The following is a 22,110-nucleotide window of genomic DNA, read 5'->3' as shown; positions in this document are numbered from 1 at the left end:
GGAAAGTGCGGGATTCGTTTTTTGGAAATATAATTTATTTAGTTCCTCCTGCAATTAATGTTTTGAAAAATTCAGATACCATTGCCTGACCAGTATCCATACTCGAATCAACATTAGACAAAATTGTTATCGTATAATCAGATTCTGGGAAATATATTATCTCCCCACTTATTCCATACCAACCCCCGCTATGACCTAAAATAATTTCATCATAACGTTGATCTACATCTATTCCATAACCTAAATGTGTATTGTAACCTTTCACTCTTGGCTCGATCATTAGGTTCAAAGTTTTTTCACTTAGTAATGTATGGTTAAAAAGTGCTTTGTTGAAATTAAATAAATCTTCAACTGTGGAATAATGAAAACCTCCTGGTGAAGCTTTAGACAAATAATAAATATTATTTTTTAAAGGTTTCGTGGTATCGCCGGCAAAAGTATATCCGTTGGCTTTATTTCTTACAATAGCGTCAACCTCAAAAGCTGCAGTATTTGGCATTTTAGCTATTTGAAATATATTCTCTGTTAGGTAATCATAATAAGTTGAGCCGGTTACTTCTTCAATAATTAAACCTAGTAAAACATATCCAGCCGCATCATAGTTGTATTCGGTTCCTGGCTCAGAAAGCAAGGAGTCATTTACAAAAAGTGGTACAAAATCCTTAACTTCTTTAAAACCAAATTTACATCTATCTAAAAAATTAGTAACATAGAAATTTGGCAAACCGGCAGTATGGGTTAATAACTGGGATATAGTTACTGAATTTCTTACTTTCTTGTTTGGGTAGTCTTCCAGATATTTTCCTATCGGGGTTTTTAAATCAATTTTTCCAGCTTCATAAAGTTGGAGAATCGCAACGGCAGTAAATGTTTTGGTTATAGATGCTATATTAAACTTTGTATTAATTTCATTCTTTACATCAAATTCTATGTTGGCCAGGCCATAAGCGCGATGTTGTAAGACAATATCATCTTTTGCAACCAAGATGGAGCCGGAAAAATCTTCCTCGGTTAGGCTGTCAAAAAATGAATTGATATTTTTTTCAATTGAAGTACTTTGAGAATGAATAAGCATAGGGGAAAGAAGTAAACACAAAAGCCCTACATATTTAATTTTTTGCATACTAATCAGCTATTTAGAATAATCATAAGTTTCGGATAAGAATCTAAGTAAAAAAAGTCGTGCGAAAATAGTAAGTAATAATCTTTCATTCGGATGGGTCAGAAATTAAAGATAGCTAAAAAGTTTAGAACACTAATTTCAATTGACCCTATCCAATTCCTCATCTACCATTTCCTGCTGGATTAGATCTTTTAATTCTTTTCCGAATGAATACTTTATACCGATGGCTATTTCCTGACCGTCTGCAAAGAAAATACTGTCAGTTCGGATATTATTGATCTGATAGCGTTCTCGGTAATTCAATTGCTTAAAAAGGTCATTCAGGTTTAAACTTAGCTGCCATTTTTCAAAAAAAGTTCTTGAAATGGATGCACCTACCACAACCATGGCATTCCTTTTGTAAATTCCTTCAAACCGGGTAGTTTGCCCCCAAAAGTTAATGGCAAATTTAGTTTTGGGTAATATATTGAATTCATTATTGGAATAGTAATATAGAAAAGGCTTTGCGTTAAATGACTGTATTCCTTCGGCATCTTGTATCTTGGTATAAGCTAACAATGCCGTATTATAAGAAGTCAGAAATTTATAAGTAAAAGGTGCGGTAAGTTCCAGGTACATTCCATTTTCTCTTTCCAAATTATTAGGTGCCATAATTAAGCGTTCCATATTTTCATTAAAATAGGCGGTATAATACACAGGGTCTTTCTGGGTATAATAACTAAAGCCCAAAGTGAATTTGTCCCAATGATAACTCAGGGAAATTTCGTCGGTATAAGTTGGTTTTAAATTAATATTTCCGGAGAACTCCAGAAATGGATTTAAATAAGCAGTAATAGAACTGGCATTAGAATAATTAGGCCGTTGTACACTTCTCTTATAATTTAAAGATAATTGGCTATCATTTTTTGTAGAATAATTAATTTGAAGTGAGGGCAACCAATTAATGTTGTCCCGGTTTATTAGCAAATTCTCTTCACTTGCATAAGCACCTTTTACCAGACTTTTTTCCATTCTCAAACCCATTTGATACTCAAATCTTTTTAGACTTCCCGAAAAATCAGCATAGGTGGCATAAATGGATTCTTCATATCGGTAGTTTTTGGTTTGTGAATCAATGAATGTGTATGCGTTAGCTCCGGCTAAGCTCAGATTGGCTCCTAATGAAAAGTCTATTAATGTGCTGAATTTATTTTCATAATCAACGCGCATACTACCCCTTCGGATCCCAAAATCCTGATCCCTGAAATCTAAAAATTCATATCCCTGTTGGTTAATACTGTTATAAATTTCTGTTTTTAAATCCTGTCCATACCAGGAGTATTGAGCACCTAAAAATAGGTTTTGTTCTTTTGAAAGTGATTTATTAAAATTCAACTGAGAGCTTAAATAGCTTTTTTTTGTTTTATTCTGGGTTAGCGTGGTAATATCTACGTTCTGAAAATCTTTTCGAAACAATGTTTCTGTCTCTATCGGGAAATCTTCGTAATGGGTCCTGTAATTGATACTTGTTGAAAGTTCCGTGTCCTTGTCGAAGTTATAAGATAACAGAAGCCCGGATATGATCTGCGGTCGTGGAGCTGAAGTTACCACAAGATACTTCGAATAAATATCCTCGTTGAGAAGTGTGAATTCGGATTGATTACTTTCCCAATGATGAAGCTGGTTATATTCAAAATTAGCAGTAACCCCTATATTGTTTTTTCTATAATTGACAGCGGTAGATGCATAATTATTAAATCTTCTTTTAAAAGATGCTGTTTCAGCTATGTTCACATGGACGCCTTCTTCCAGGTTATCCTTTAGGTGTACTACAATGGCACTACTTCCCTCAGCCTCAAATTGAGCACCAGGATTATTTATAATTTCAATATTCTTAATATTGGTAACGGGAATGGAATTGAGTTCCTCAAATTGTATTTGTTGGTTTCCCAAGTAAATCAGTGGAGTTCCTTTCCCAATAATACTTAGATTCTCTCCATCAGGACTCACTTGTATTTTTGGAAGCCTAGTGAGTAGATCTTTGGTTTGGGGAAGTGTTTCTAAAATGGAATTTTCGACATTGATATTAATATTTCCATTTTTATAGGATACTGTTTTTCGTTTCGAGACAATTTCGACTTGATCTAATTGCTGCGGGAGATCAGTTAATTTAATATCTAAATTTATGTTTTTATTTAAATCAATAGGAGTCTGATGAACTTCATAATTCAGTACTTCAATTTTTAACTGGTATTTACCGCTCTCAGCCCTAATCGTAAAATTGCCATTTTCTAAAATACCAAAATCAATAAGCTGTCCTTCCTGGTTTAGGAGATAGGCCTGGCCCATGGAAATTTTCTTATGCTGTTCATTAGAAATAGTGCCAGATACGGTAAATTCCTTTTGACTATAACCGGAAATTCCAGTTATCAAACAGATAAGTAAGACGATAGTTTTCATTTCATAAATTTGAAACGAAGAAACTATCTCAAATCCTTTATCACCTGAATTACGGGTTTGAAAAAAGGACTAGTACCAGTAGGAAATTAATTATTAGCCTGTAACTCCTTTCGATTTTTAACTCCTAACTTATTGTATATATTGGTGGTATGTGTTTTTACGGTGCTTACGCTAATAAAAAGTTCGCCAGCTATTTCTTTATTAGTTTTACCTTCAATGATAAGGTCATTGACCTTTTTTTCTTGTTTACTCAAAATGCTCACAGAAGATTTTACTTTTTTATTTTTGATAAAGCCAAAAGTCAAGCCTCCAATGGCAACAAGTCCTACAAAATTCAGGATTAGGCTGGTTTGAAATTTACCGTTTGCCTGGTCAAGACAAACTTTTCTAATCTTATTTTCAAAATAGAGGTAACTTCTTGGCGGTAATTCACTTTTTTCAAATTCCTCCAGTAATGCTAAATAATAATTTTCGTTTTGGATAATATCTTTTATAAGCAGTCCTTTTTCATCCAAAGTTTGCAGGCCTTTGAGTTTGACTATTAAAATTTTTGTTGAATCTTTTAGAAAGGCCTTGGTCTTATCCAAGTACTTATCAGGATCGTAATCTGTCCTTAAATCACTTTCGAAAAGACGGTAATCAATCCAGGCTTTCTCAGCTTTAGAATCCCAAACTTTCGTATCAGGGAATTTACCTTTTGAAATTGTTTGCTCAAATTTGTTAAGGGTATCTTGGAGGACTTGTTTTTGTTCAGAAGTTACTGTGGAGTGTGATTTATTCTCCTTCACATCATAAAATTGAGATGTTGTCTCTGAATTGATACTATATCCATTTATAGATAAATAAGATATTGAGGCAATTATAAATAAGGTAACCTGATTCATACTAATAGAAAAAAGATAAAGTTTAAAGTTAATACGGTTTTTTAAATAATTAAAAATCTAATGCATTTACTTTTTTCCCTAAAGGAATTCAGTTGATCCTGATGGAGAACAATTTTGCTTAATAATTAGGCTATCCCCTATTCTGATTTATTTCTGATTGTATTTATATTACACTCCGATTCTCAATTTCAAATTCCTCGAGATAAAAATTTCCAATTTAAATTATTTCAAACTAAATAATTAGTTTTATATTGGACGTATAAGATTTATTTTTATATGACTTTAATGAGAAAATTATTCATCCTATTAGGCGTGATTTTGTTTGTTGTTTCCTGTCAATCCTATCACCCGTTAAGCAAATACAACTATTACAATCAAAGTAGGTTATATAATGAACCACTTAGTCTACAAGTCCAGTACTTTGGAGATGTTAAAATGAAATCTTTAAAAGAATTAAGGTCAAAAGATATTAAGAGAAAAATTGATCATTTTGAAGGTTTTAAAGTAAGAAACCTTGTATCCTATGGCGCTACCAATGTAAACCCGGAATATAAGGTCTACTTGTTTCTTAAGGAGAACCATGGTAATAACCCTGATACTAAAGGAAAATTAATAGCTAAAGATACTGCTTCAAATACAGTGCTATTCAAAAAGGTTACCCCTGATAAAATTGCCTATTTATATATGGAGGCAGAAAAATTAAATAATAATCTAGGTTCCCTTATCACCGATGGTGAATCTATCATAAATTCCCTAACAACAGATTCTGATGTAAAAGAAAAACTTACTTATGCTAAGATATTCAATGCCGTAAAGGATTCTCCCAATTACCTCAAAGCTAAAGAAGAAATAATTATGGCCCCTGTTGAGAAAACTGATGCTAATGAGTGGATGCAATTCCAATATTTAGCTACTATAAATTCCCTTTTTTCCGATAATCAGGAATATATTGAACAGTTTGAATCCAAGAGAAAAAAACAATTGAAACCAATTCTTGATACGCTCTTACAAAATCCCGGGATTAAAATAAATAAAGAGGCTATTGATACTATATCCCAAATGGCCAGTAATACCAGGGTTGTAATGCTCAATGAGAACCACTGGTATCCTAAACACAGGGTATTGGCTGTAAAATTATTGGAAGAATTAAAACAAGTGGGTTATACCCATTTGGCTTTAGAAGCCCTAAATCAAAATCAGGATAGGAAAATAAATCAAAGGGGATATCCCACCTTTAATTCTGGTTATTATATAAGAGAGCCGAATTTTGGACAGTTTATCCGAAAGGCTAAAGAATTAGGGTTTGTATTGGTAGGTTATGAGAATCAAAACCAGGACATCAATAGAGAGCTTGGACAGGCTCAGAACATTGCCCAAGTACTTGAACAAAATCCGGATCATAAGGTTTTTGTTTATGCCGGTCTGGATCATATCATCGAAGAAGAAATAAAATCCGGTAAGAGAATGGCAGCCTACTTTAAAGAACTAACCGGAATAGATCCGCTCACTATTAACCAGGCAGATATTATTGGTAATACCCAGAGTGAATTAACTCTAGTCCCCAGTAGCCAAGTCAATAGCTATAAAAAATTAGATAAAGCCGTAGATTACTTTATAATCAATAATTTAGAAGTAAGTACTTTAAACAGTCTCGGAAAGGAAAACTTGCGAAAAGTTACCATTAATCCTCAGCGCTTTGCCGCATTAGAAACTGAAAAGATCCTGATAAAGATTTATAAAAAATCTGAGTATGATATTTACAAAACTCAGAGTGTTCCCATTCAAGCAACTTTGAGAACAGATTCTGGCAATAATTGGATGTTTTATTTACCCAAGGGAAATTTCACATTTCATTTAAGCTCATTAGATAATGACGAAATACATATATTTCATAAAACTATCGAGAAGTAATTATTTACAAAAGCTTAATTAGGAAGGTTCTGATTCACCTGAACATTTCTCGATATTCACTTTTAAAATTATATTCCGTTTGTCCCAGGGATTTTAATTTACTATCTATCTCTAATTTAACTCTATCATAATTAACGTGATAGAACTCTGATAAACAGATTATTCTTCTATCGCCTTTTATTAAGAATATATACTCTGAGGTGCTTCCCTTATTAGGTTGCTGGATTATTATATAACCATCAAATTCTTTATAACTGTATTCCTTTCTTTTTCCTAAGCCAAAATATTCTTTTTTTGATATTTTTTCTTTAAAAACTGCAATTTTATGCGCCCTTGTCCTGAATTCTGTGAGCCAGAAATAAGTTACAAATAATAAGAAAAGTATTGGAAGAACGATACCAGCTTCTTTTGAATCTATGGTTATAAACAAAAATCCAATTGCTGATCCTGTTAATACTACACAAACAAATATCGAGAGAAAGCTGAATTTAGTTTTTTGGTTCATTTACATTGGTTTGAATTTTTTATTAAGATGCATACTCAAGATCAAGTTTCACATATCAGATCTACGTTCTACACCATTGCAGGAGTCTTTCAAAAATTAAACATCTCAATCCTTCATTATTCTTAAACATATTAAAACACGCATTTAAACTCGTAATTGATTTCAAATCAATGAATATTAAGAATTTTGCATTTTTTAAAAAGAAGAACCGTTGAATTGGATTTTACTGCTTATCTCTTCCTTTGATAGCAATCATTTGACCAAGACTTTGTTTAAAAAATCGTTTCCATCCGTTCTAGGCCAATTTTATTATAAAATGGCGAAGTATTTTAGCAAGCTCTAGCAAACTTGTTTGTTCTTTAATCGCTTCAAAGAGAATTAAGATTCAAATACAGCTTTAGCTTAAACTTTATTATTTAATCTTTTAAAAGCTTCATTTGGTATAAGAATGTTGTCAATTTTTATTTACGAATACTTTTTTTGTTATTTTTTGAATAGAATTTCTGAAAACGCCAATAAGAAAGTGCTCCCAAAATGGTAACACCAGCAATACAGTAATAAACAAATGTTGGGGTAATCACTTTATCTCCGCTTGCGTAAGAGTGTAAACCGGCCAAATAGAAGTTAACTCCAAAATACGTCATCATAATACTGGCATAACCTATTACCGCCATTAGGTTAAAAAACCATCTACTTCTAAGCCCGGGAACCAAACGCATATGTATAATAAATGCGTATACCATAATACTGATCAATGCCCATGTTTCTTTAGGATCCCAACCCCAGTAACGTCCCCAACTCTCATTAGCCCATTGGCCACCAAGAAAGTTACCTATAGTTAACATGACCAATCCCACGGTAATCGCCATTTCGGTAATAATGGTGATTTCCTTTATATTAAGGTCCATTTTCTTTTTATTCTTCTCGGTGGTCATAATCATTAGCAGTAAAGCAACCACCCCGAGAATCATTGCTAAAGTAAACGGGCCGTAACTACCTACAATTACCGGAACGTGGATAACTACCCAATAGGAATCTAGCACTGGTGATAGATTAGCGATTGCAGGGTCCATCCAGTTCCAATGTGCAACCATTAAAATCATGGAAGTCACAAAGGCGGTTGAAGAAATAGTTAGATTACTCTTCCTGCCGAAAGCTAGCCCAAAAAACATCGTTGCCCACGCCACATATATCATCGATTCATAAGCGTCACTCCAGGGAGCATGACCCGAAATATACCAGCGGGCAATAAGCCCGGCAGTATGTAAAGCAAATAGTATCGCAATAATTGCTATACTTGAGTTTATAAGGTAAAGGACAATCTTATTATTATAGAATATTTGGAAAATGACAAAAACCAACATAAGAAGGCCGGCAAGCATGTACATCCAGAAGATATTCCTAAAAATATCATATTTGTTATAAGCGATTTCTGCATTAACTTTATCTTCTGAAGGCAATACTTCGGACCCAAATTTTTTCTGAAAACCTTTTATACTTTCTAAATACTGATTTGCTTTAGAATAATCTCCGGTTTCGACCGCATCAGAAAGGGATGTCATATAAAGCGGGAGGATTTGTTTGGTATATACCGAATCCATTCCTTTAAATACCACTCCTTCATCTTCTAATTCAGGATAGGAAATCCATTTATTATTTTCGTGATCAGGAATTGGGAAAATTCTTAAAATCTTACCCTGAAGCGCACGATATAATAGATTCACCTTTTTATCGGTATTGATAAAATCTTTCTGAAATTTATTGGGAACAGCAGCTTTGTAGGCTTTATCCAGTACTGAAGAAAGCTTATAATTCCCCGTTTCGTCGAAGAAACTACTTAAGGTTAGGTATTTTTTTCCTTCTTGTACATCAAGAAGATTATGTATACTATCGTTATGCTTTTCCACATAAATAATAGGTACGTTGTACCAAATCATCGGATTTTGGGTTAGTGACACCAAAACCTGGTCTGAACTCAAACCTTCGTAGGAATCAGATTTACTTATTTTCCGAAGCAATTCTGAAGAATAGGTATTAGCCGGTTTCATTCTACCGCCTGCATCCTGAATTACCAGACGTCCAAATTCTGCCGCGTGCTCTTCGCTTATCGCATTACTTTTAATAATAGAATCTACTTCTCTTTTAGCTGATTCGGCATGCTCGTGCTCGTCTCCCGGAATTTGAGCAAACATCGAACCCGTGGCCATAAAGAAAATAAGAACTGTACTTAGTTTTTTCTTTTTTTCCTTCACTTTCTCAAGCATTTCCTTAAGATTTCCAAATCGTGATCCTTTATCGAATAAAATAAGCATCAAACCTAAATACAATAGAAAATAACCAATGTAGGTAATCCAGGTTCCCCAGAAATCGTGATTAACCGACAATACTGTCCCGCTTTCATCAGGCATAAAACTGGCCTGGAAAAACCTGAAACCTTTGTGATCCAGTACGTGGTTCATATAAATTTCATAAGGCACATTTTCTTTTCCTTCTTCTACAATTTCAACTTTACTCTTAAAGGCAGAGTAACTACTCTCAGTACCGGGATATTTATCAGCTATAAAATCATTGAGCTTTAAAGCAAAAGGTAATTCTATCTCCTTACTACCGTAATTCAAATAAAATTCGAGCCCTGCGAGTTCTAATTTTTGAGGTTCGCTGGGAATTCCCTTCCCTCCCATTAAGGTAACGGTTTCTGATTCTCCTTCAGAAGTAACTCTTACACTCAAGGCGTCACTTTGCCCATCAGCTTTTTCCGGGGTTTTTATAATATCATATTTTCCCTTCACCACCGGCTCAGGAATTACAAATTGCATAGCTCCGATATTATAGAGGGAACGCAGCATCAGGTTTTGTGTAGAATCTTTTACCAAATTTCCTTTTTCCTGATCTGCCATGCGCATATAATCTCCTTCAAATGGCGAGTTTATAGTGTATTCCCCGCTTTCTTTATCAAAAGTTATATTAATAGCCCCATCGGTAGGTTCATTCAAGGCAAATAAAACATTATGAATATTCTGAACTTCACCCTGTTTTAGATAATGATCGTGACGTTCTCCGCCTCCAGCCTCAACAATTTTAAGATGATTTACACCATCTTCGGCTGGTACTAACTCCTCCTTTGCTCCATATATAAAATTAGTAGCTTCAATAGTTACCGGTTGCCCGTTATAATCGGTGTTGAGTACGTAATTATTTTCTGTTTCCGGAGCAAAAAGTACCGGTTCTTCTAAAACTCTCCGACGAGGCTCACCTTCAATTTCTCCATCTATAAAAGTGGTGAAATAGGTTTTTTCTGAAAGCATCACATTGGTAGTTTCACCTTCCGTAATTGGCATTACACCCTCATAACTAATATAACGAGTTATAAATGCGCCTACCAGAATAAGTACAAAAGATAAATGGATTAATAGTGAAGACCATTTTTCGCGCTTATGAAGCTTATAACGTTTAATATTTCCGGCGAAATTAATAACAAAAAACACCATGATACCCTCAAACCACCAGGTGTTATAAATTAACACTCTAGCGGTTTCGATGCTATACCAACTTTCAATAAATGTTCCGAACGCCATGGCCATTGAAAAGACCACAAATAAGACTGCCATAATACGTGTAGAAAATATGACAGAGGCTATTTTATCCTGCATGAAGTAACTCTTTTTACGGCTGCGAATTTAAGAAATTTTAACGGTTTGCAGGCGTAAAACCAAAGACAATCTCGTATACTAATTTTAATTATATTTTGTAATTTATTATGAAAATTCAAGAGTTTGTAAGTTTGCCATTACTCACAAAATAAAGTTTGAATTTTTTAAATTTTAGTTTAAAATAGTAGATAATATTTGTTTTACACTTTGTTGCTAAAATTCGTATAAAGGTGGACTTATTTCTGTATGCATGGGAAAAATACTTTAATTCAACATTTTGTGTGGACACCAAATATATTCTCACTACATCAACACTCCCTTGTTTAAAAGTAGCATTATCCAATTCTCTCTCATACAAATATAAATGCAGTTTCCTACCTGCATTTTGTTTATCCTTCTTGAAGCTTTAAAAATATTTTATAGTTCCTTCATAGAACTTCAGCTCGTAAATTATTTTACATTCGAAAATTATTCCTTCTTTTTTAAGTTTTCATTTGCGATGTATGATTCTGTTATACCCCATAAATATTCAGTTGAAGCTCAAATAATACAACTCTTTATTCGCAAAACCGATATTAAATAAGTTTAGGCAAATATTATTTTCAATAGGAAGTAGTTTTTTCCTGTTGCTTAAATGATATTGTAATAATTCTTTTCCCATTCATTCCCTTCCCGCCGTGTACTGTCCTTTACCTTTTTCGAGATGCAAAATACCAATATTTAGAAGTTAGTGCAGACTGCATAAGCCAGTCAGGCTCCGCCCTCCTTTTTATAAGTCTTCCCTAATTCTAAATCTTGAAAATGTATAAGCATCAAAAAAGGAAACAGCAAACGGCTCTAAAAGAAGTAAATGAAAATTAATAGAAAATGAAAAAGTCAACGTACATATCATCCGCAGTAAAAAAGGAAAATCAAAAAAGGAAAACGCTCCGGATAAAAAAAGTAAATGATTTTTTTAAAAAATCTCTGAAGGGTTCAGGGATTTATTTTAACCACGCCTTGATAAGGCTATAAATCTTTTCAATTATGAGTACTTTAAAAAACAATGTTCAGTTAATCGGAAATGTGGGAAACACTCCCGAAACAACCACTTTTGAAAGTGGAAAAAAAGTAACCCGTTTTTCATTGGCTACCAATGAATTCTACTACGTGGAAGACGAGAAAACACAACAAACCTACTGGCACAACCTTGTAGCCTGGGGAAAACAAGCCGACATTATCGAAAAGTATGTAGATAAAGGTAAAGAGATCGCTATCTCTGGAAAACTAACCTCAAGATCCTATGAGGATAAAGATGGTAAAAAACAATTCGTAACCGAAGTGATTATTCAGGAAGTTCTGCTTTTAGGCAGTAAATCAAATGAAGCATAATTAAAAAAGAAGAGGGCTTCATCGTCGAAAATAGGCCCTCTTCTCTTAAAAACTTTAAACTGATTATAATGAATATCAAAGTTAATGAAATTAATGTAAGCTATACAGGGAATATCAAAGTAAGTGAACTACCTAAAATAAATTCCTCCGTTACAGCCGCGACTGTCTTTTATGAAAATTGGAATAAAGACAATATTGAACTCCACGAAAGCTTTAAACTAATGCTTTTGAATAACAATAACCGGGTAAAAGGTATTTATACACTCTCAACCGGTGGTATTACAGGAACTTTAGTAGATATACGTATACTTTTTGCAGTTGTTTTAAAAAGCCTAACTACCGCCGTAATCCTGGCTCATAACCACCCATCCGGAACCCTCAGCCCAAGCCATCCAGATAAATCGCTCACCCGTAAAATCAAAGAAGCAGCCGCATTTTTTGATATTAAAGTTTTGGACCACCTTATTATAAATCCAGAAGGAAATTTCTTTAGTTTTGCCGATGAAGGTATCTTATAATACCATTTAAATTTAGCCTGCTAATAAGCCCTTTTAATTTTTAAAAGGGCTTTTTTATGAAATATCTGAGCCTTCTAAAACTTCCCGTGCTAATTATAATTTAAAAAAAATCAATTTTTCCCTACTTTATCCGGCTTCTACATTTTCTTCCCGATCATAAAAAGTTCAATTAAAAAAACTCTAAAAATCCTAGACCATAAAAATTTAACATTTTTGGAGTTGATTTTAGATTTCCTAACTGATTTTCCAGCAATGATTTGATATCAAATGAAAGGATATATTTTTAAGAAATCATCCAATCTTTCCAAAGTAATATCCCTTGCTACATATTGATTTTAAAGGCTATTACACTATTATTTTACACTCCTTCAAGCCTATTAAATGTTCTTAGAATTTTACCTTTATAAGGCTGATATTTTAAGGTTTATAATTCTTAGGATTCAATTTTTTGACTTTCACTGATCTCTTTATAAACCGAATTTATAGCATTTGAAAAAATTTTCTTTTTAATTATTTCAGCTTTTAGCCGGTATAATTAAAACCAGGAAAACTAATGAAAAAATTGTCCCGCACGGCGGGACGGGACAGCAAGAGGGTAACACGCAGAGCGATGTTAAGTCCTTTTTTGCGTGGGATTTGAGGCTAAAGGCCATCAACCAATATCAATTTATATGATAAGGCTGAACTACTGTCTTACTTTTTTATGAAAAAAGACTGGGAAGCCAGTAAAGACGCTAAATTTTTTATGAAAAAATGGATAAAAACTATCAAAAAGAAGCATTTGAAGGACTGAAAATTAAAGCTTCAGTCGCCCGGAAATTTCGGAAGTTTTGTAAAAGCATTTCCAGGTCGCAATCAGCAAGTCTTGATCTTATGCTTAATTTTTTCGAGAGGAATAAGCTCTCCCCTTTCCAGGATCTGGGCCCTAATATGAAATCTTTGGAACACGTACTTAAAAAACGAATTGACTCTTCTATAGCTATCGTCAGGGATATTGAAACTACCCAGACCAAACCTACCCAGGCAATGCTGGCGGCTCTTTTTGAAAACCTACCGGATAATGCCAAAAAGAAATTACCTCCTTCCTTTGAAAAGGCCTTACAAAATACCCTAGCCCACACACCAATAATATTAGATGTACCCGAAATTCGACAGGAAGAAAGAGACTTAAAATTCCTTCTGGACCAAATTGAACAGGTGAAACCAGCCTTCGGAAAACCTTACCTGAAAATCGAGTTGCCGCTCTCTGAAATTGAATCACTAAAACAGAAATATCATGTACATCACCATTAGCCCACAGAAACTTGGACCTGCTTTTTCCTCGAGCGTTTCAGACTTTGTAGATTACCTGGAAAAAGAAAATACCGATCGATCTCCTGAAGCCCAGGAGTATTTCTTTGACCAGTCCAATGAAAATATTACCCGGGAAGAAGTGATTAAAGAAATTGATGGCAATACCGCTAAACTCAAAACAACTGAACCTCGGTATTATTCCCTGACTATCAATCCCTCCCAGCGAGAGCTTCAACATATCCAAAATGATCCGGAGAAACTAAAAGCTTATACCCGGGAGGTGATGAAAGATTATGCCAGCTCCTTTAATCGCGAAATTAATGGCAGACCCGTACAGGTTTCGGATATTAAATATTATGCAAAAATGGAATTCTCCAGAACCTTCGGCCCCCGTGACAAAGAAGTGCTGGAAAATGCTTCCTATAATAAACAAATAGCTAAACTCAATAATGACTTGCGTAAAATAGAGCGTGGAGAAATTAAAGGTTCACCTGAAAATATCAGGAAGGAAATCCAATACCTTCAAAAAGAAGCTCCTCATAAAATCGGTGAAAAATTAATTGATGAAGGCATCTCCAAACCCGGTAATCAAACGCATTTGCACCTTATCGTTAGCAGGAAAGATAGGACGAACTCCGTGAGCCTTTCTCCCGGTAGTAAATACAAAGCTTCAGAAGTAAGCCTGCACGGTAAAACTATCAAGCGCGGGTTTGACAGGGATACCTTTTTTAGCAAAGCCGAAAAGACCTTTGACAAGCAGTTTAATTATAAACGAAACTTTGTGGAGCAATACAATTCCAGGAAAACTTATATACAATCCCCTAAAAAATACTATTCGCTCTTACTTAAACTTCCTACCAGCGAACGAAAAATGGCGATGGGGCTACTTAATACTGCGGGAATCGGGGTATCCAATATTCCAGATGCCCGGATTAGGTTTGCTGTAAAACAATTTCAAAAAGCCATCGAGTTGGGCTTAAAATCAAGCTCAATCGGCTATTAATCTATGAATGATGATACTCTACTATATTTTTGCTTATCTTCTGTTTGCCAGCTTTATTAGCATTCTTATAAATCTTAAACGCCATGGACTATTACAAGGCTTAAGTATCATTGCTATTTGTTGGTATGCCCTTTATCTTCAATTTCCCAGTAACGAAAAAATCATTTTACTTTACGTGGCTTTGCCCCTATTACTCATTTTGTTGTGGCACTACATCTGCCAATTAAAAGCCATGGCCGCAGGACTGAACTCAAAATACAGGGTTAAATTTACCCTGGAATCAGGGAGTCTTTCCATCCAGAACCTAAGAAGAGGCGTTTCCATTACCGGCGCTGCCGGAAGCGGAAAAACAGAAAGCGTTGTCTATAATTTCCTAAAGCACTTGTCCAAACATCAATTCTGTGGTATCATCCATGATTATAAAAATTTTGAACTCACCGAACTTGCCTACCCCTTATTTAAAGATTCTCCTATCCCTTTTAAGATCATTTCTTTTGACCCTGTCTACCATAAAGTAAATCCCATTGCACCGCACTACCTTCCTGATGAAGAAAGCGTCAATGAAATTGCACGCGTATTAATGGAAAACCTGCTTGAGCAAAAAGAACAGTTTGCCAGTGGTACCAACCGGTTCTTTAATGATGCCGTGGAAGGAATTCTATGCGGATTGATCTGGAAGTTGAAAACCTACCATCCTAAATTCTGCACGCTTCCTCATCTTATCGCTCTATACCAGCGGATGACTTCTGATCAACTCATTGAGTTTCTAAGTTCTGATGTTACTTCTAGAGCGATGGCCGATGCCTTTATAAGCGGGATCGATTCAGAGAGACAAACAGCTGCGGTTCGGGGAACTCTCGCCAATGCTTTTAAAAAGATCACTACCCGTAAAATTTTCTTCTGTCTTTCTGCGCATGAGGTGTCACTGGATCTCAATAATCCCCAAAACCCATCAGTAGTAACCATCGTCAATAATCCAAAGAACGAGTCTGCTTATTCTCCGGTCATTGCGATGATATTGCACACCGTTATTAAACAAATGAGTGTCAGAGAGCGTGAAAGTGCTTTTGTGCTTATGGAAGAAGCGCCTACCATTCGGCTATTACATATGCATCGTGTTCCGGCCACTCTTAGAAGTTATGATATCGCCACCCTCTATATCTTGCAGGACAAGGTGCAAAATGATTTACTCTATGGAGAGAAAGCCAGTAAGGCGATCCTGGCCAACCTATCTTACCAGTTTTTTGGTAAAACCAACGACCCGGTTACAGCAGCCTATTATGAGAAGTTTTTTGAACTTGTAAAAAGAGATGTCCTGAGTATCAGCAAAGGAGAAGGACTTAATTTTGATACCCGGATAACAAGAACCAAAAGAGAAGTATCCAAATTACGGGCAGATCTTTTTTTTAGACTGAAACCCGGTGAATTTGTAGCTTATGCGGATGGTAAGGAGAAAAAGGTGCAATTTAAGTATCAAAAACTGGAAAAAGACCTACCTAAAAAATTCCAGCACTACACTCCTGAAGAAATCAATACAAGCTTTCTAAATATCTATACCGAAGTTGAAATGCTCTTAAATTCTTTAAAGATTAAATAACTCGCGATTTGAAACATTTTAGCTTATCAGTTCATTTAACAACGACTGGTAAATTTTTGAGGCTTATTATAGCACTGGTCAGAAGTCTGTAAAGACCAGTAAAGCAATAGAATTTGTAACAAATTGTCCTTTTTTCATACTTATCCGTAAAATTAATTACCCCATGACATTTTTTCAATGGTTTCTACTATTTGTAGTAATTCAATTTATTCATTTCTTAGGTACTTATAAATTATATCAAAAAGCTGGTAGAAACCCCTGGGAAGCCATAGTTCCTATTTATAATGCGGTGGTTTTAATGAAAATTATCAACCGGCCATGGTGGTGGACATTATTATTATTTATACCGGTTGTAAACCTTATTATGTTCCCGGTCATTTGGGTGGAGACGGTTAGGAGTTTTGGAAAACATTCAATATTGGATACATGGTTGGCTATCTTAACCTTTGGGTTTTATATTTATTATCTCAATTATTTCCTGGATGTTTCCTTTGTAAAAGACAGAAGTCTTAAACCAAGAACCTCTGTTGGCGAGTGGGTGAGTTCTATTTTGTTTGCAATTATTGCCGCCACAATTGTGCACACTTATTTTATACAGCCTTATACTATACCATCCTCATCTTTAGAAAAAACTCTATTAGTAGGTGATTTCTTATTAGTAAGTAAGATCAATTACGGAGCAAGAATACCTATGACTACGATTGCTGCACCAATGGTTCATGATACTATTCCAGGTTTAGGTAAATCATATCTATTTAATGATGAGAAGGAGGAAAAGAATTCATCATGGATCAATATATTTCAATTCCCTTACCTAAGATTTCCCGGTCTAGAACAAATCGAAAGAAATGATCTGGTGGTTTTCAACCAGCCGGCAGATACTCTTTTAGATATGAATGATTTTTCCCCAGATCGTAACTACTATAAGCCTGTCGATAAAAAAACCAATTTAGTAAAAAGAGCCGTGGGTGTACCCGGAGATTCTTTAGAAATAAAGGAAGGATATATTTTTATCAATGGAGACCGAACAGTTTTACCGGATCGGGCAAAACCTCAATATAACTTTTTTGTAAATACTCAAGGTCAGGCCATAGATCAAAGATTACTGACCAAAAGATATGGTGCTCGTGATGGGCTGAAATATCCAAATGGAAATTTTGCAATGCATCAAAAAGGAGGGTATTTATTAACCCTTACCGATTCTGAAGCAGATTTAATTAGAAAACATCCCGTAGTTAAAGAGGTTAAAAAATCCTTGAGTAATCCAGAGGAAGCTCAAAACGTTTTTCCATATATAGACTCCTTAACGTGGAATTTGGATAATTACGGACCTATTTATATCCCTAAAGAAGGTGAGACCGTAAACCTAAACCGCAATACTTTACCTTTTTACAAACGAATTATCGGAGAATATGAAAATAACCAATTAGAAATCAAGGATAATAAGATATTTATAAACGGTAGTCAAACCGATAATTACACATTTAAACAGGATTATTACTGGATGATGGGTGATAATCGTCAGAACTCTCTAGATGCTCGAAAATGGGGTTTTGTACCATTCGACCACGTGGTTGGGAAACCTGTCTTTATTTGGTTAAGTCTTGATAATATGGCTAGTGGATTGGATAAAATCAGATGGGAGAGAATGTTTACTACGGTGGGAGGAGAAGGTAAACCACGGTCGTACTTCATTTATTTTATCATTCTAATATTATTCATTGTAGGAATTCAAAAATTTCTAAAAAATAAACGTGATTAGTCATATACATAATAATGAGTTTCTGAGATACTCAAATTATTAATGAAATTCCTATTGCAGGCAGGTTTTTAGCCCATTAATTAAAGACATTTTGAAGTCTGAAAAAAATTGATACCTGGTATGCTTATCACAAATATTCTATTCAAATTCATTATATAATTTTTTCTTCAGATGCTTAGGAAAATCTCTGTGATCAAAATTGTCAGGACTTAGTTCTATGAAAGTAAATTCTTCAATTTGATTGTCTTTCTTTAAATAAATACTTGTTTCGTCACCCTTCTTTATAACACTATCTCCTACTTCGGCATTTTCAATGAACTGTTTTGAAGGGGAGATCTTTATGATCTTATCACTGGATTTTAATTTAATATGCGTTGGAGGTGTATTTCTAACGGCATAAATTTCTATTATTTCGCCTTTAAAACTGTCTTCAATTTTTTCTACTTTAGAATTTATTATGGAAGGCTGAAAAATAAAATACTCCATCAAGAAATAAAATGCTATAATCCCAATTATCGCACCTGTATGATTTAAAAATCTCTTCATTCAAAATTCTAAGAATTAGTAAATAGTTTCATAAGACAAAAAGCAAATTTTCAAAAGTTTTAATTTGTTCAATTTGAGCGTCTAAAAAAAGATGTTGCTTCAATCGAAATAAACACCCCCCATTTTTTCTCGATCCAAGTTATTTAATGATATTTCTTAACTTAAAAATTTAGTTTTTATACTAGGAATAGTTCGGAACAATAATTGTCATTCAAACCTCAATTTAATTTTAAATTGGGATATTTTTCTTTTAATTTCTCTTCTGTAGTTTTATTTATAAATCGGTATTTCAATTTTTTATTATTCCTGGTCAAATAAATAAAATTTTCGTCCTTGAGTTTGTATACGCTGTCAGAAATTTTTAGCTTTTCTATTGTAGATAAAAACACACTCACAAGAAAGACCTCATTGTTTTGGGTCCTAATTTTAATATGCGTTTCATTCATATTAGGTCTCGTAGCCACTTTATCCACTACAACCCCTTCGAATGATCTAGATATTTCCTGCTCATATAATTTCAAACCACCTTTCTCATTTTTAAAGCCCATTATAAGGAATAATAAAATGATATAATTATACGCTCTTTTGAATTCAATTTCCATCAAGGATGTATTTTTCAATGCTCTCAAAAACCTTTCGACCTTAGAATATCATAAAATTTTTATTACAACGAATGCCATTAAAAAAGAGGCTATTATAAATACAAGAAAATTTCTCCCATAATTTTTTTCTTTAGCTTCCTCTTCATAATCTGTTCTTCCAAATTTTATGCAGATCCAGAATATAAATGCACCTATATCAGAAATAAGGCTGTGAAACATACTATTTAGAATTAAATTTTAATTTGAAACGGCTAGACTCAGTTCAACTTAAAAAAGCTTAGTTATTATAAATCCTAAAACAAAAATACTTAATATAAGCGTTAAAATATTTCTTTCAATATGTTGACGCTCCTGTTCATCTTCGATTTTAGTCCGACAGAATTTGATGAAAATCCAGTATATATAGCTTGCTAAATAATGAAGGAACATATAAGACATTTGTTAGGTGTTTTAATTCATAATTTATTTTTCCTCGATATTCTTTCACAGAAACTGCAGTTAAACTAATTGATTTCATTTAAAGAAAAAAAGAAAGGAATAGTTTAGGTCAATAAACCCTGAAAGGTAAGGTATATGCGACTGCCTTAAAAATTCAGACCAATAAACCGGGAACCCTGATCTTCATTTAATTCCAGTCTCAGTTTTTGATGCTCCCCTAAACTGAACTTTGGATAGACTACTGTAAATTGTCGCAGCTCTTCTTTCAATATTATCTCAGGTTGTTTCTTTGTGTAAAGGGGTTCTAACCGGATTTTCTGAAAAGAACTTCTACGGGATTTCTTACCCTGGACTTTAAATAGCGCCAAACTACCAATTTCATAATTTATCGTTGACCTGTTTTTGATGCTAAAAGTCACATAAACTTCGTCCCGGTGGTGCTGTAACCCCAACACTTCAATACGCATCTCATCTTTTCTTTTAACTGCCAACCGCTTTTTAGCCTTTGTGGCAAAGTAGGTTGATAGTTTTTGATAATATTTCTGCTTTCTCTCATTAAAGATTTCCTTCTTTTTTAAAGTAGGCTTTTTATTAGATGTTACTGAATCGATTAACGAGATTTTATTAGCCCTATTTATTTGATAGGTATAATCCAAAAGACTATCCCGATATTTTAATGTGTAGGTATATACCGCCCCGTCCATAGTCCTTACCACCAAATTGCTCGGATGCCCGGGCTTTCCCTGTAAGAGCCCTATGCTGTCAGACCTCGTTTTATCATACGTAAACACAAAATGCTCTGAACCAGTAACCGCCTGTGAAATAGGACTGGGACTCATTACTACCACGTTTTGAAATTCATTGCAATAAATGGTTTCTGCCTGCGCTGTAAGTATCCCGGGTAATATTAAAAATAAGTAAATTTGAAAAAGAGATTTCATGATGCTGTTTTTAAAATTAATTGATGTTGGTTTAAAACTTTGACTTTCACGTTCCTGTTGTTCCGTTGGAAAATGCCTTTTAATCCCCTTACCTGGGGAACTCCTGAAATATTAATATCCTGAATGACATCATCAAGTACCTCCGTTGTTACCTGGCTCCGGAATGAGTTTTCAATATAAATACCCTCCAGGCCATCGGAGAGATCATAAGCAACGAGCTTCTCTCCCGGGATCGCATTCCCTGTAATTTCTAAAAGTAACCGGTTAGCCCTAAAACTACAGCCGGCATAAAGAATGGTGTTTCTGGGAAGAGTATCTCCGGCAATGATCACTTGTTTCTCTACCCGAAGCTCCAATCGCTCATCTTTACGTACTACCTGGTCACCATTGACACTGGCTAAGAAACCATCCTGGTTTTCACTCGCTATTTGCTTAACTGGTTCCTTTGATACAAAAAAGAAATCCAAATGTCCCTGGCCCGGGTTTATATCCGGAGGTTCTGGTAAGCTCTTAAGCGTATCAAACTTGATATTGTTTTGGGCAATACGGATGGTATCCGGTTTTTCAAATCCGTATTCTTCCACGTCAGGCCCTTGCTTAAGAATACTGTCCATAAGGGCTTTCTTCTCTTTTTCCTCCAAATAAGGGTCATATTCCCCCGTTTCTTCAAAGCTTTTGTTCGGATATAGACTTGGCGGAATACTTTGACGCTCTTCCCGTAACCCATCTACAGCTTCCATTCTACTCTGATATTCCTCGGATTCCTCAGAAAGAGAAGGCACGGCCGGGTTGATCATTTTTTCTTCTTCTTCTACTCCCTTATCCAATCCCCATAGTCCGTAGCCTATGATAAAGCTAAGTAGTAGCGCTACAACGCCTATAAAACCTGCCTTTTTCTTATTTATGTTCATCGTTTTGCTTTATTAATTGGTTTTCAAAAAAATTGGTGATCAATAACCCGTGCGGATTATGAGGAAAATTGCGGTCAACCCTTAACAATTCTCCACTGGTGATAAGCTGGTAGCGCTCAGTGGTACTTCCCCTATTGATCTCAAACCCCGTTGTCACTTCAAAAGAATAAGGCGATTGGGATAGATCGATTGAAGATTCTATTTGGGTTACTTTCTGAACCAGGGAGTACTGCAAGAGCCGGTTATATACCCCGTCAGCTTTTTTCTGTCGGTAAACCTGGTCGACGGAACTATTGCCTAGCCATAAAGCCTTTTCTAAATTATCTTTATAATTGCTCGTATTAAGATCATAAAAGTAACGGTGAAAACGATCTAAATGCGACCTGGCCTCTACTTCTAACTGGTCTTGTTGATTTACCAGTTCTAAGGGAAGCACCGTTCCTTCTTGCCCTATGGCAAAAGCTTTGTTAAGAAAATCCTGCTGTACCTTTCTTACCTGGTATAGGGAAATCAAGCTACTGGCAAAAGCAATTAAAAGTACGCTTAAAACTATGAAGCGGTTTAAACGGAGTACTTTGTAAATATGGGTATATGGTGTTTTCATAAATGATAGATT

At 34.7% G+C, this 22,110-nt stretch carries 17 protein-coding genes; 7 read left to right on the top strand and 10 right to left on the bottom strand.

Going from position 1 to position 22,110, the window contains the following annotated elements; translation table 11 throughout:
* Positions 1-34: 34 nt before the first annotated feature.
* The 3 genes from LB465_RS03280 to LB465_RS18350 form a co-directional block, all read right to left on the bottom strand.
* Positions 35-1,123 (bottom strand): serine hydrolase domain-containing protein, encoded by a 1,089-nt coding sequence (locus tag LB465_RS03280; protein ID WP_224466961.1) that lies wholly within the window; start codon positions 1,121-1,123, stop codon positions 35-37.
* 138 nt (positions 1,124-1,261) lie between these two features.
* Positions 1,262-3,562 carry an outer membrane beta-barrel family protein gene (locus LB465_RS03275; protein WP_224466959.1) on the bottom strand — a complete coding sequence of 767 codons (2,301 nt, stop codon included), beginning with the start codon at positions 3,560-3,562 and terminating at the stop codon, positions 1,262-1,264.
* 86 nt (positions 3,563-3,648) lie between these two features.
* Complete coding sequence (locus LB465_RS18350; RefSeq protein ID WP_317198416.1) at positions 3,649-4,350, bottom strand: response regulator transcription factor; 702 nt, start codon at positions 4,348-4,350, stop codon at positions 3,649-3,651.
* Positions 4,351-4,731: 381 nt separating this feature from the next.
* Between LB465_RS18350 and LB465_RS03265 the strand changes: the two genes are divergently transcribed.
* Positions 4,732-6,357, top strand: a complete 1,626-nt coding sequence (locus tag LB465_RS03265) for a hypothetical protein (protein ID WP_224466957.1) — start codon at positions 4,732-4,734, stop codon at positions 6,355-6,357.
* 34 nt (positions 6,358-6,391) lie between these two features.
* Here the strand turns inward: LB465_RS03265 and LB465_RS03260 are convergent, their stop codons facing one another.
* Together LB465_RS03260 and ccsA are read right to left on the bottom strand one after the other, a co-directional pair.
* On the bottom strand, positions 6,392-6,862 hold the full coding sequence (locus LB465_RS03260; RefSeq protein ID WP_224466954.1) for a hypothetical protein: 471 nt from the start codon (positions 6,860-6,862) through the stop codon (positions 6,392-6,394).
* Positions 6,863-7,323: 461 nt separating this feature from the next.
* Positions 7,324-10,512: a cytochrome c biogenesis protein gene (gene ccsA / locus LB465_RS03255; protein ID WP_224466952.1), complete on the bottom strand. Its 3,189-nt coding sequence runs from the start codon at positions 10,510-10,512 to the stop codon at positions 7,324-7,326.
* 1,026 nt (positions 10,513-11,538) lie between these two features.
* Here ccsA and LB465_RS03250 point away from each other — a divergent pair.
* From LB465_RS03250 to lepB, 6 genes are all read left to right on the top strand, one after another.
* Positions 11,539-11,883 carry a single-stranded DNA-binding protein gene (locus LB465_RS03250; RefSeq protein WP_224466949.1) on the top strand — a complete coding sequence of 115 codons (345 nt, stop codon included), beginning with the start codon at positions 11,539-11,541 and terminating at the stop codon, positions 11,881-11,883.
* 68 nt (positions 11,884-11,951) lie between these two features.
* Positions 11,952-12,401: a JAB domain-containing protein gene (locus LB465_RS03245; RefSeq protein WP_224466947.1), complete on the top strand. Its 450-nt coding sequence runs from the start codon at positions 11,952-11,954 to the stop codon at positions 12,399-12,401.
* 753 nt (positions 12,402-13,154) lie between these two features.
* Positions 13,155-13,694: a BfmA/BtgA family mobilization protein gene (locus tag LB465_RS03240; RefSeq protein WP_224466945.1), complete on the top strand. Its 540-nt coding sequence runs from the start codon at positions 13,155-13,157 to the stop codon at positions 13,692-13,694.
* The gene (gene mobB, locus LB465_RS03235) at positions 13,678-14,697 is read left to right on the top strand and encodes a MobB family relaxase (RefSeq protein ID WP_224466942.1); all 1,020 of its coding nucleotides are present in this window, start codon (positions 13,678-13,680) and stop codon (positions 14,695-14,697) included. The genes LB465_RS03240 and mobB overlap by 17 nt, the downstream gene beginning before the upstream one ends.
* A gap of 232 nt (positions 14,698-14,929) precedes the next feature.
* Positions 14,930-16,294: a type IV secretory system conjugative DNA transfer family protein gene (locus LB465_RS03230; RefSeq protein ID WP_224466940.1), complete on the top strand. Its 1,365-nt coding sequence runs from the start codon at positions 14,930-14,932 to the stop codon at positions 16,292-16,294.
* A 163-nt stretch (positions 16,295-16,457) separates the two neighbouring features.
* Positions 16,458-18,056 carry a signal peptidase I gene (lepB, locus tag LB465_RS03225; RefSeq protein ID WP_224466938.1) on the top strand — a complete coding sequence of 533 codons (1,599 nt, stop codon included), beginning with the start codon at positions 16,458-16,460 and terminating at the stop codon, positions 18,054-18,056.
* Between the two features lie 138 nt (positions 18,057-18,194).
* Here lepB and LB465_RS03220 read toward each other — a convergent pair whose 3' ends face one another.
* The 5 genes from LB465_RS03220 to LB465_RS03200 form a co-directional block, all read right to left on the bottom strand.
* Complete coding sequence (locus LB465_RS03220) at positions 18,195-18,602, bottom strand: hypothetical protein (protein ID WP_224466935.1); 408 nt, start codon at positions 18,600-18,602, stop codon at positions 18,195-18,197.
* A gap of 218 nt (positions 18,603-18,820) precedes the next feature.
* Positions 18,821-19,204, bottom strand: a complete 384-nt coding sequence (locus LB465_RS03215; protein ID WP_224466933.1) for a hypothetical protein — start codon at positions 19,202-19,204, stop codon at positions 18,821-18,823.
* Between the two features lie 584 nt (positions 19,205-19,788).
* Positions 19,789-20,583, bottom strand: a complete 795-nt coding sequence (locus LB465_RS03210; protein ID WP_224466931.1) for a DUF4138 domain-containing protein — start codon at positions 20,581-20,583, stop codon at positions 19,789-19,791.
* Positions 20,580-21,494, bottom strand: coding sequence for a conjugative transposon protein TraM (gene traM / locus LB465_RS03205; protein ID WP_224466929.1), 915 nt, complete (start codon positions 21,492-21,494; stop codon positions 20,580-20,582). The genes LB465_RS03210 and traM overlap by 4 nt, the downstream gene beginning before the upstream one ends.
* Entirely contained in the window at positions 21,481-22,098 is a 618-nt protein-coding gene (locus LB465_RS03200) for a conjugal transfer protein TraK (protein ID WP_224466927.1), read from the bottom strand. Before LB465_RS03200 ends, traM begins: the two co-directional genes overlap by 14 nt.
* Positions 22,099-22,110: the final 12 nt, after the last annotated feature.

Origin of the sequence: Salegentibacter lacus (assembly GCF_020164555.1) — a bacterium.
Classification (GTDB): domain Bacteria; phylum Bacteroidota; class Bacteroidia; order Flavobacteriales; family Flavobacteriaceae; genus Salegentibacter; species Salegentibacter lacus.
The sequence above is the reverse complement of the archived record's forward strand: the minus strand, read 5'-3'. Positions and strand labels throughout refer to the sequence as shown.

Bases quoted from the DNA above. Each gene is read 5' to 3' on its own strand.
- LB465_RS03280 (WP_224466961.1), bottom strand. From the start codon at position 1,123: ATGCAAAAAATTAAATATGTAGGGCTTTTGTGTTTACTTCTTTCCCCT.
- LB465_RS03275 (WP_224466959.1), bottom strand. From the start codon at position 3,562: ATGAAAACTATCGTCTTACTTATCTGTTTGATAACTGGAATTTCCGGT.
- LB465_RS03265 (WP_224466957.1), top strand. From the start codon at position 4,732: ATGAGAAAATTATTCATCCTATTAGGCGTGATTTTGTTTGTTGTTTCC.
- LB465_RS03260 (WP_224466954.1), bottom strand. From the start codon at position 6,862: ATGAACCAAAAAACTAAATTCAGCTTTCTCTCGATATTTGTTTGTGTA.
- ccsA (WP_224466952.1), bottom strand. From the start codon at position 10,512: ATGCAGGATAAAATAGCCTCTGTCATATTTTCTACACGTATTATGGCA.
- LB465_RS03250 (WP_224466949.1), top strand. From the start codon at position 11,539: ATGAGTACTTTAAAAAACAATGTTCAGTTAATCGGAAATGTGGGAAAC.
- LB465_RS03245 (WP_224466947.1), top strand. From the start codon at position 11,952: ATGAATATCAAAGTTAATGAAATTAATGTAAGCTATACAGGGAATATC.
- LB465_RS03240 (WP_224466945.1), top strand. From the start codon at position 13,155: ATGGATAAAAACTATCAAAAAGAAGCATTTGAAGGACTGAAAATTAAA.
- mobB (WP_224466942.1), top strand. From the start codon at position 13,678: ATGTACATCACCATTAGCCCACAGAAACTTGGACCTGCTTTTTCCTCG.
- LB465_RS03230 (WP_224466940.1), top strand. From the start codon at position 14,930: ATGGCCGCAGGACTGAACTCAAAATACAGGGTTAAATTTACCCTGGAA.
- lepB (WP_224466938.1), top strand. From the start codon at position 16,458: ATGACATTTTTTCAATGGTTTCTACTATTTGTAGTAATTCAATTTATT.
- LB465_RS03220 (WP_224466935.1), bottom strand. From the start codon at position 18,602: ATGAAGAGATTTTTAAATCATACAGGTGCGATAATTGGGATTATAGCA.
- LB465_RS03215 (WP_224466933.1), bottom strand. From the start codon at position 19,204: ATGGAAATTGAATTCAAAAGAGCGTATAATTATATCATTTTATTATTC.
- LB465_RS03210 (WP_224466931.1), bottom strand. From the start codon at position 20,583: ATGAAATCTCTTTTTCAAATTTACTTATTTTTAATATTACCCGGGATA.
- traM (WP_224466929.1), bottom strand. From the start codon at position 21,494: ATGAACATAAATAAGAAAAAGGCAGGTTTTATAGGCGTTGTAGCGCTA.
- LB465_RS03200 (WP_224466927.1), bottom strand. From the start codon at position 22,098: ATGAAAACACCATATACCCATATTTACAAAGTACTCCGTTTAAACCGC.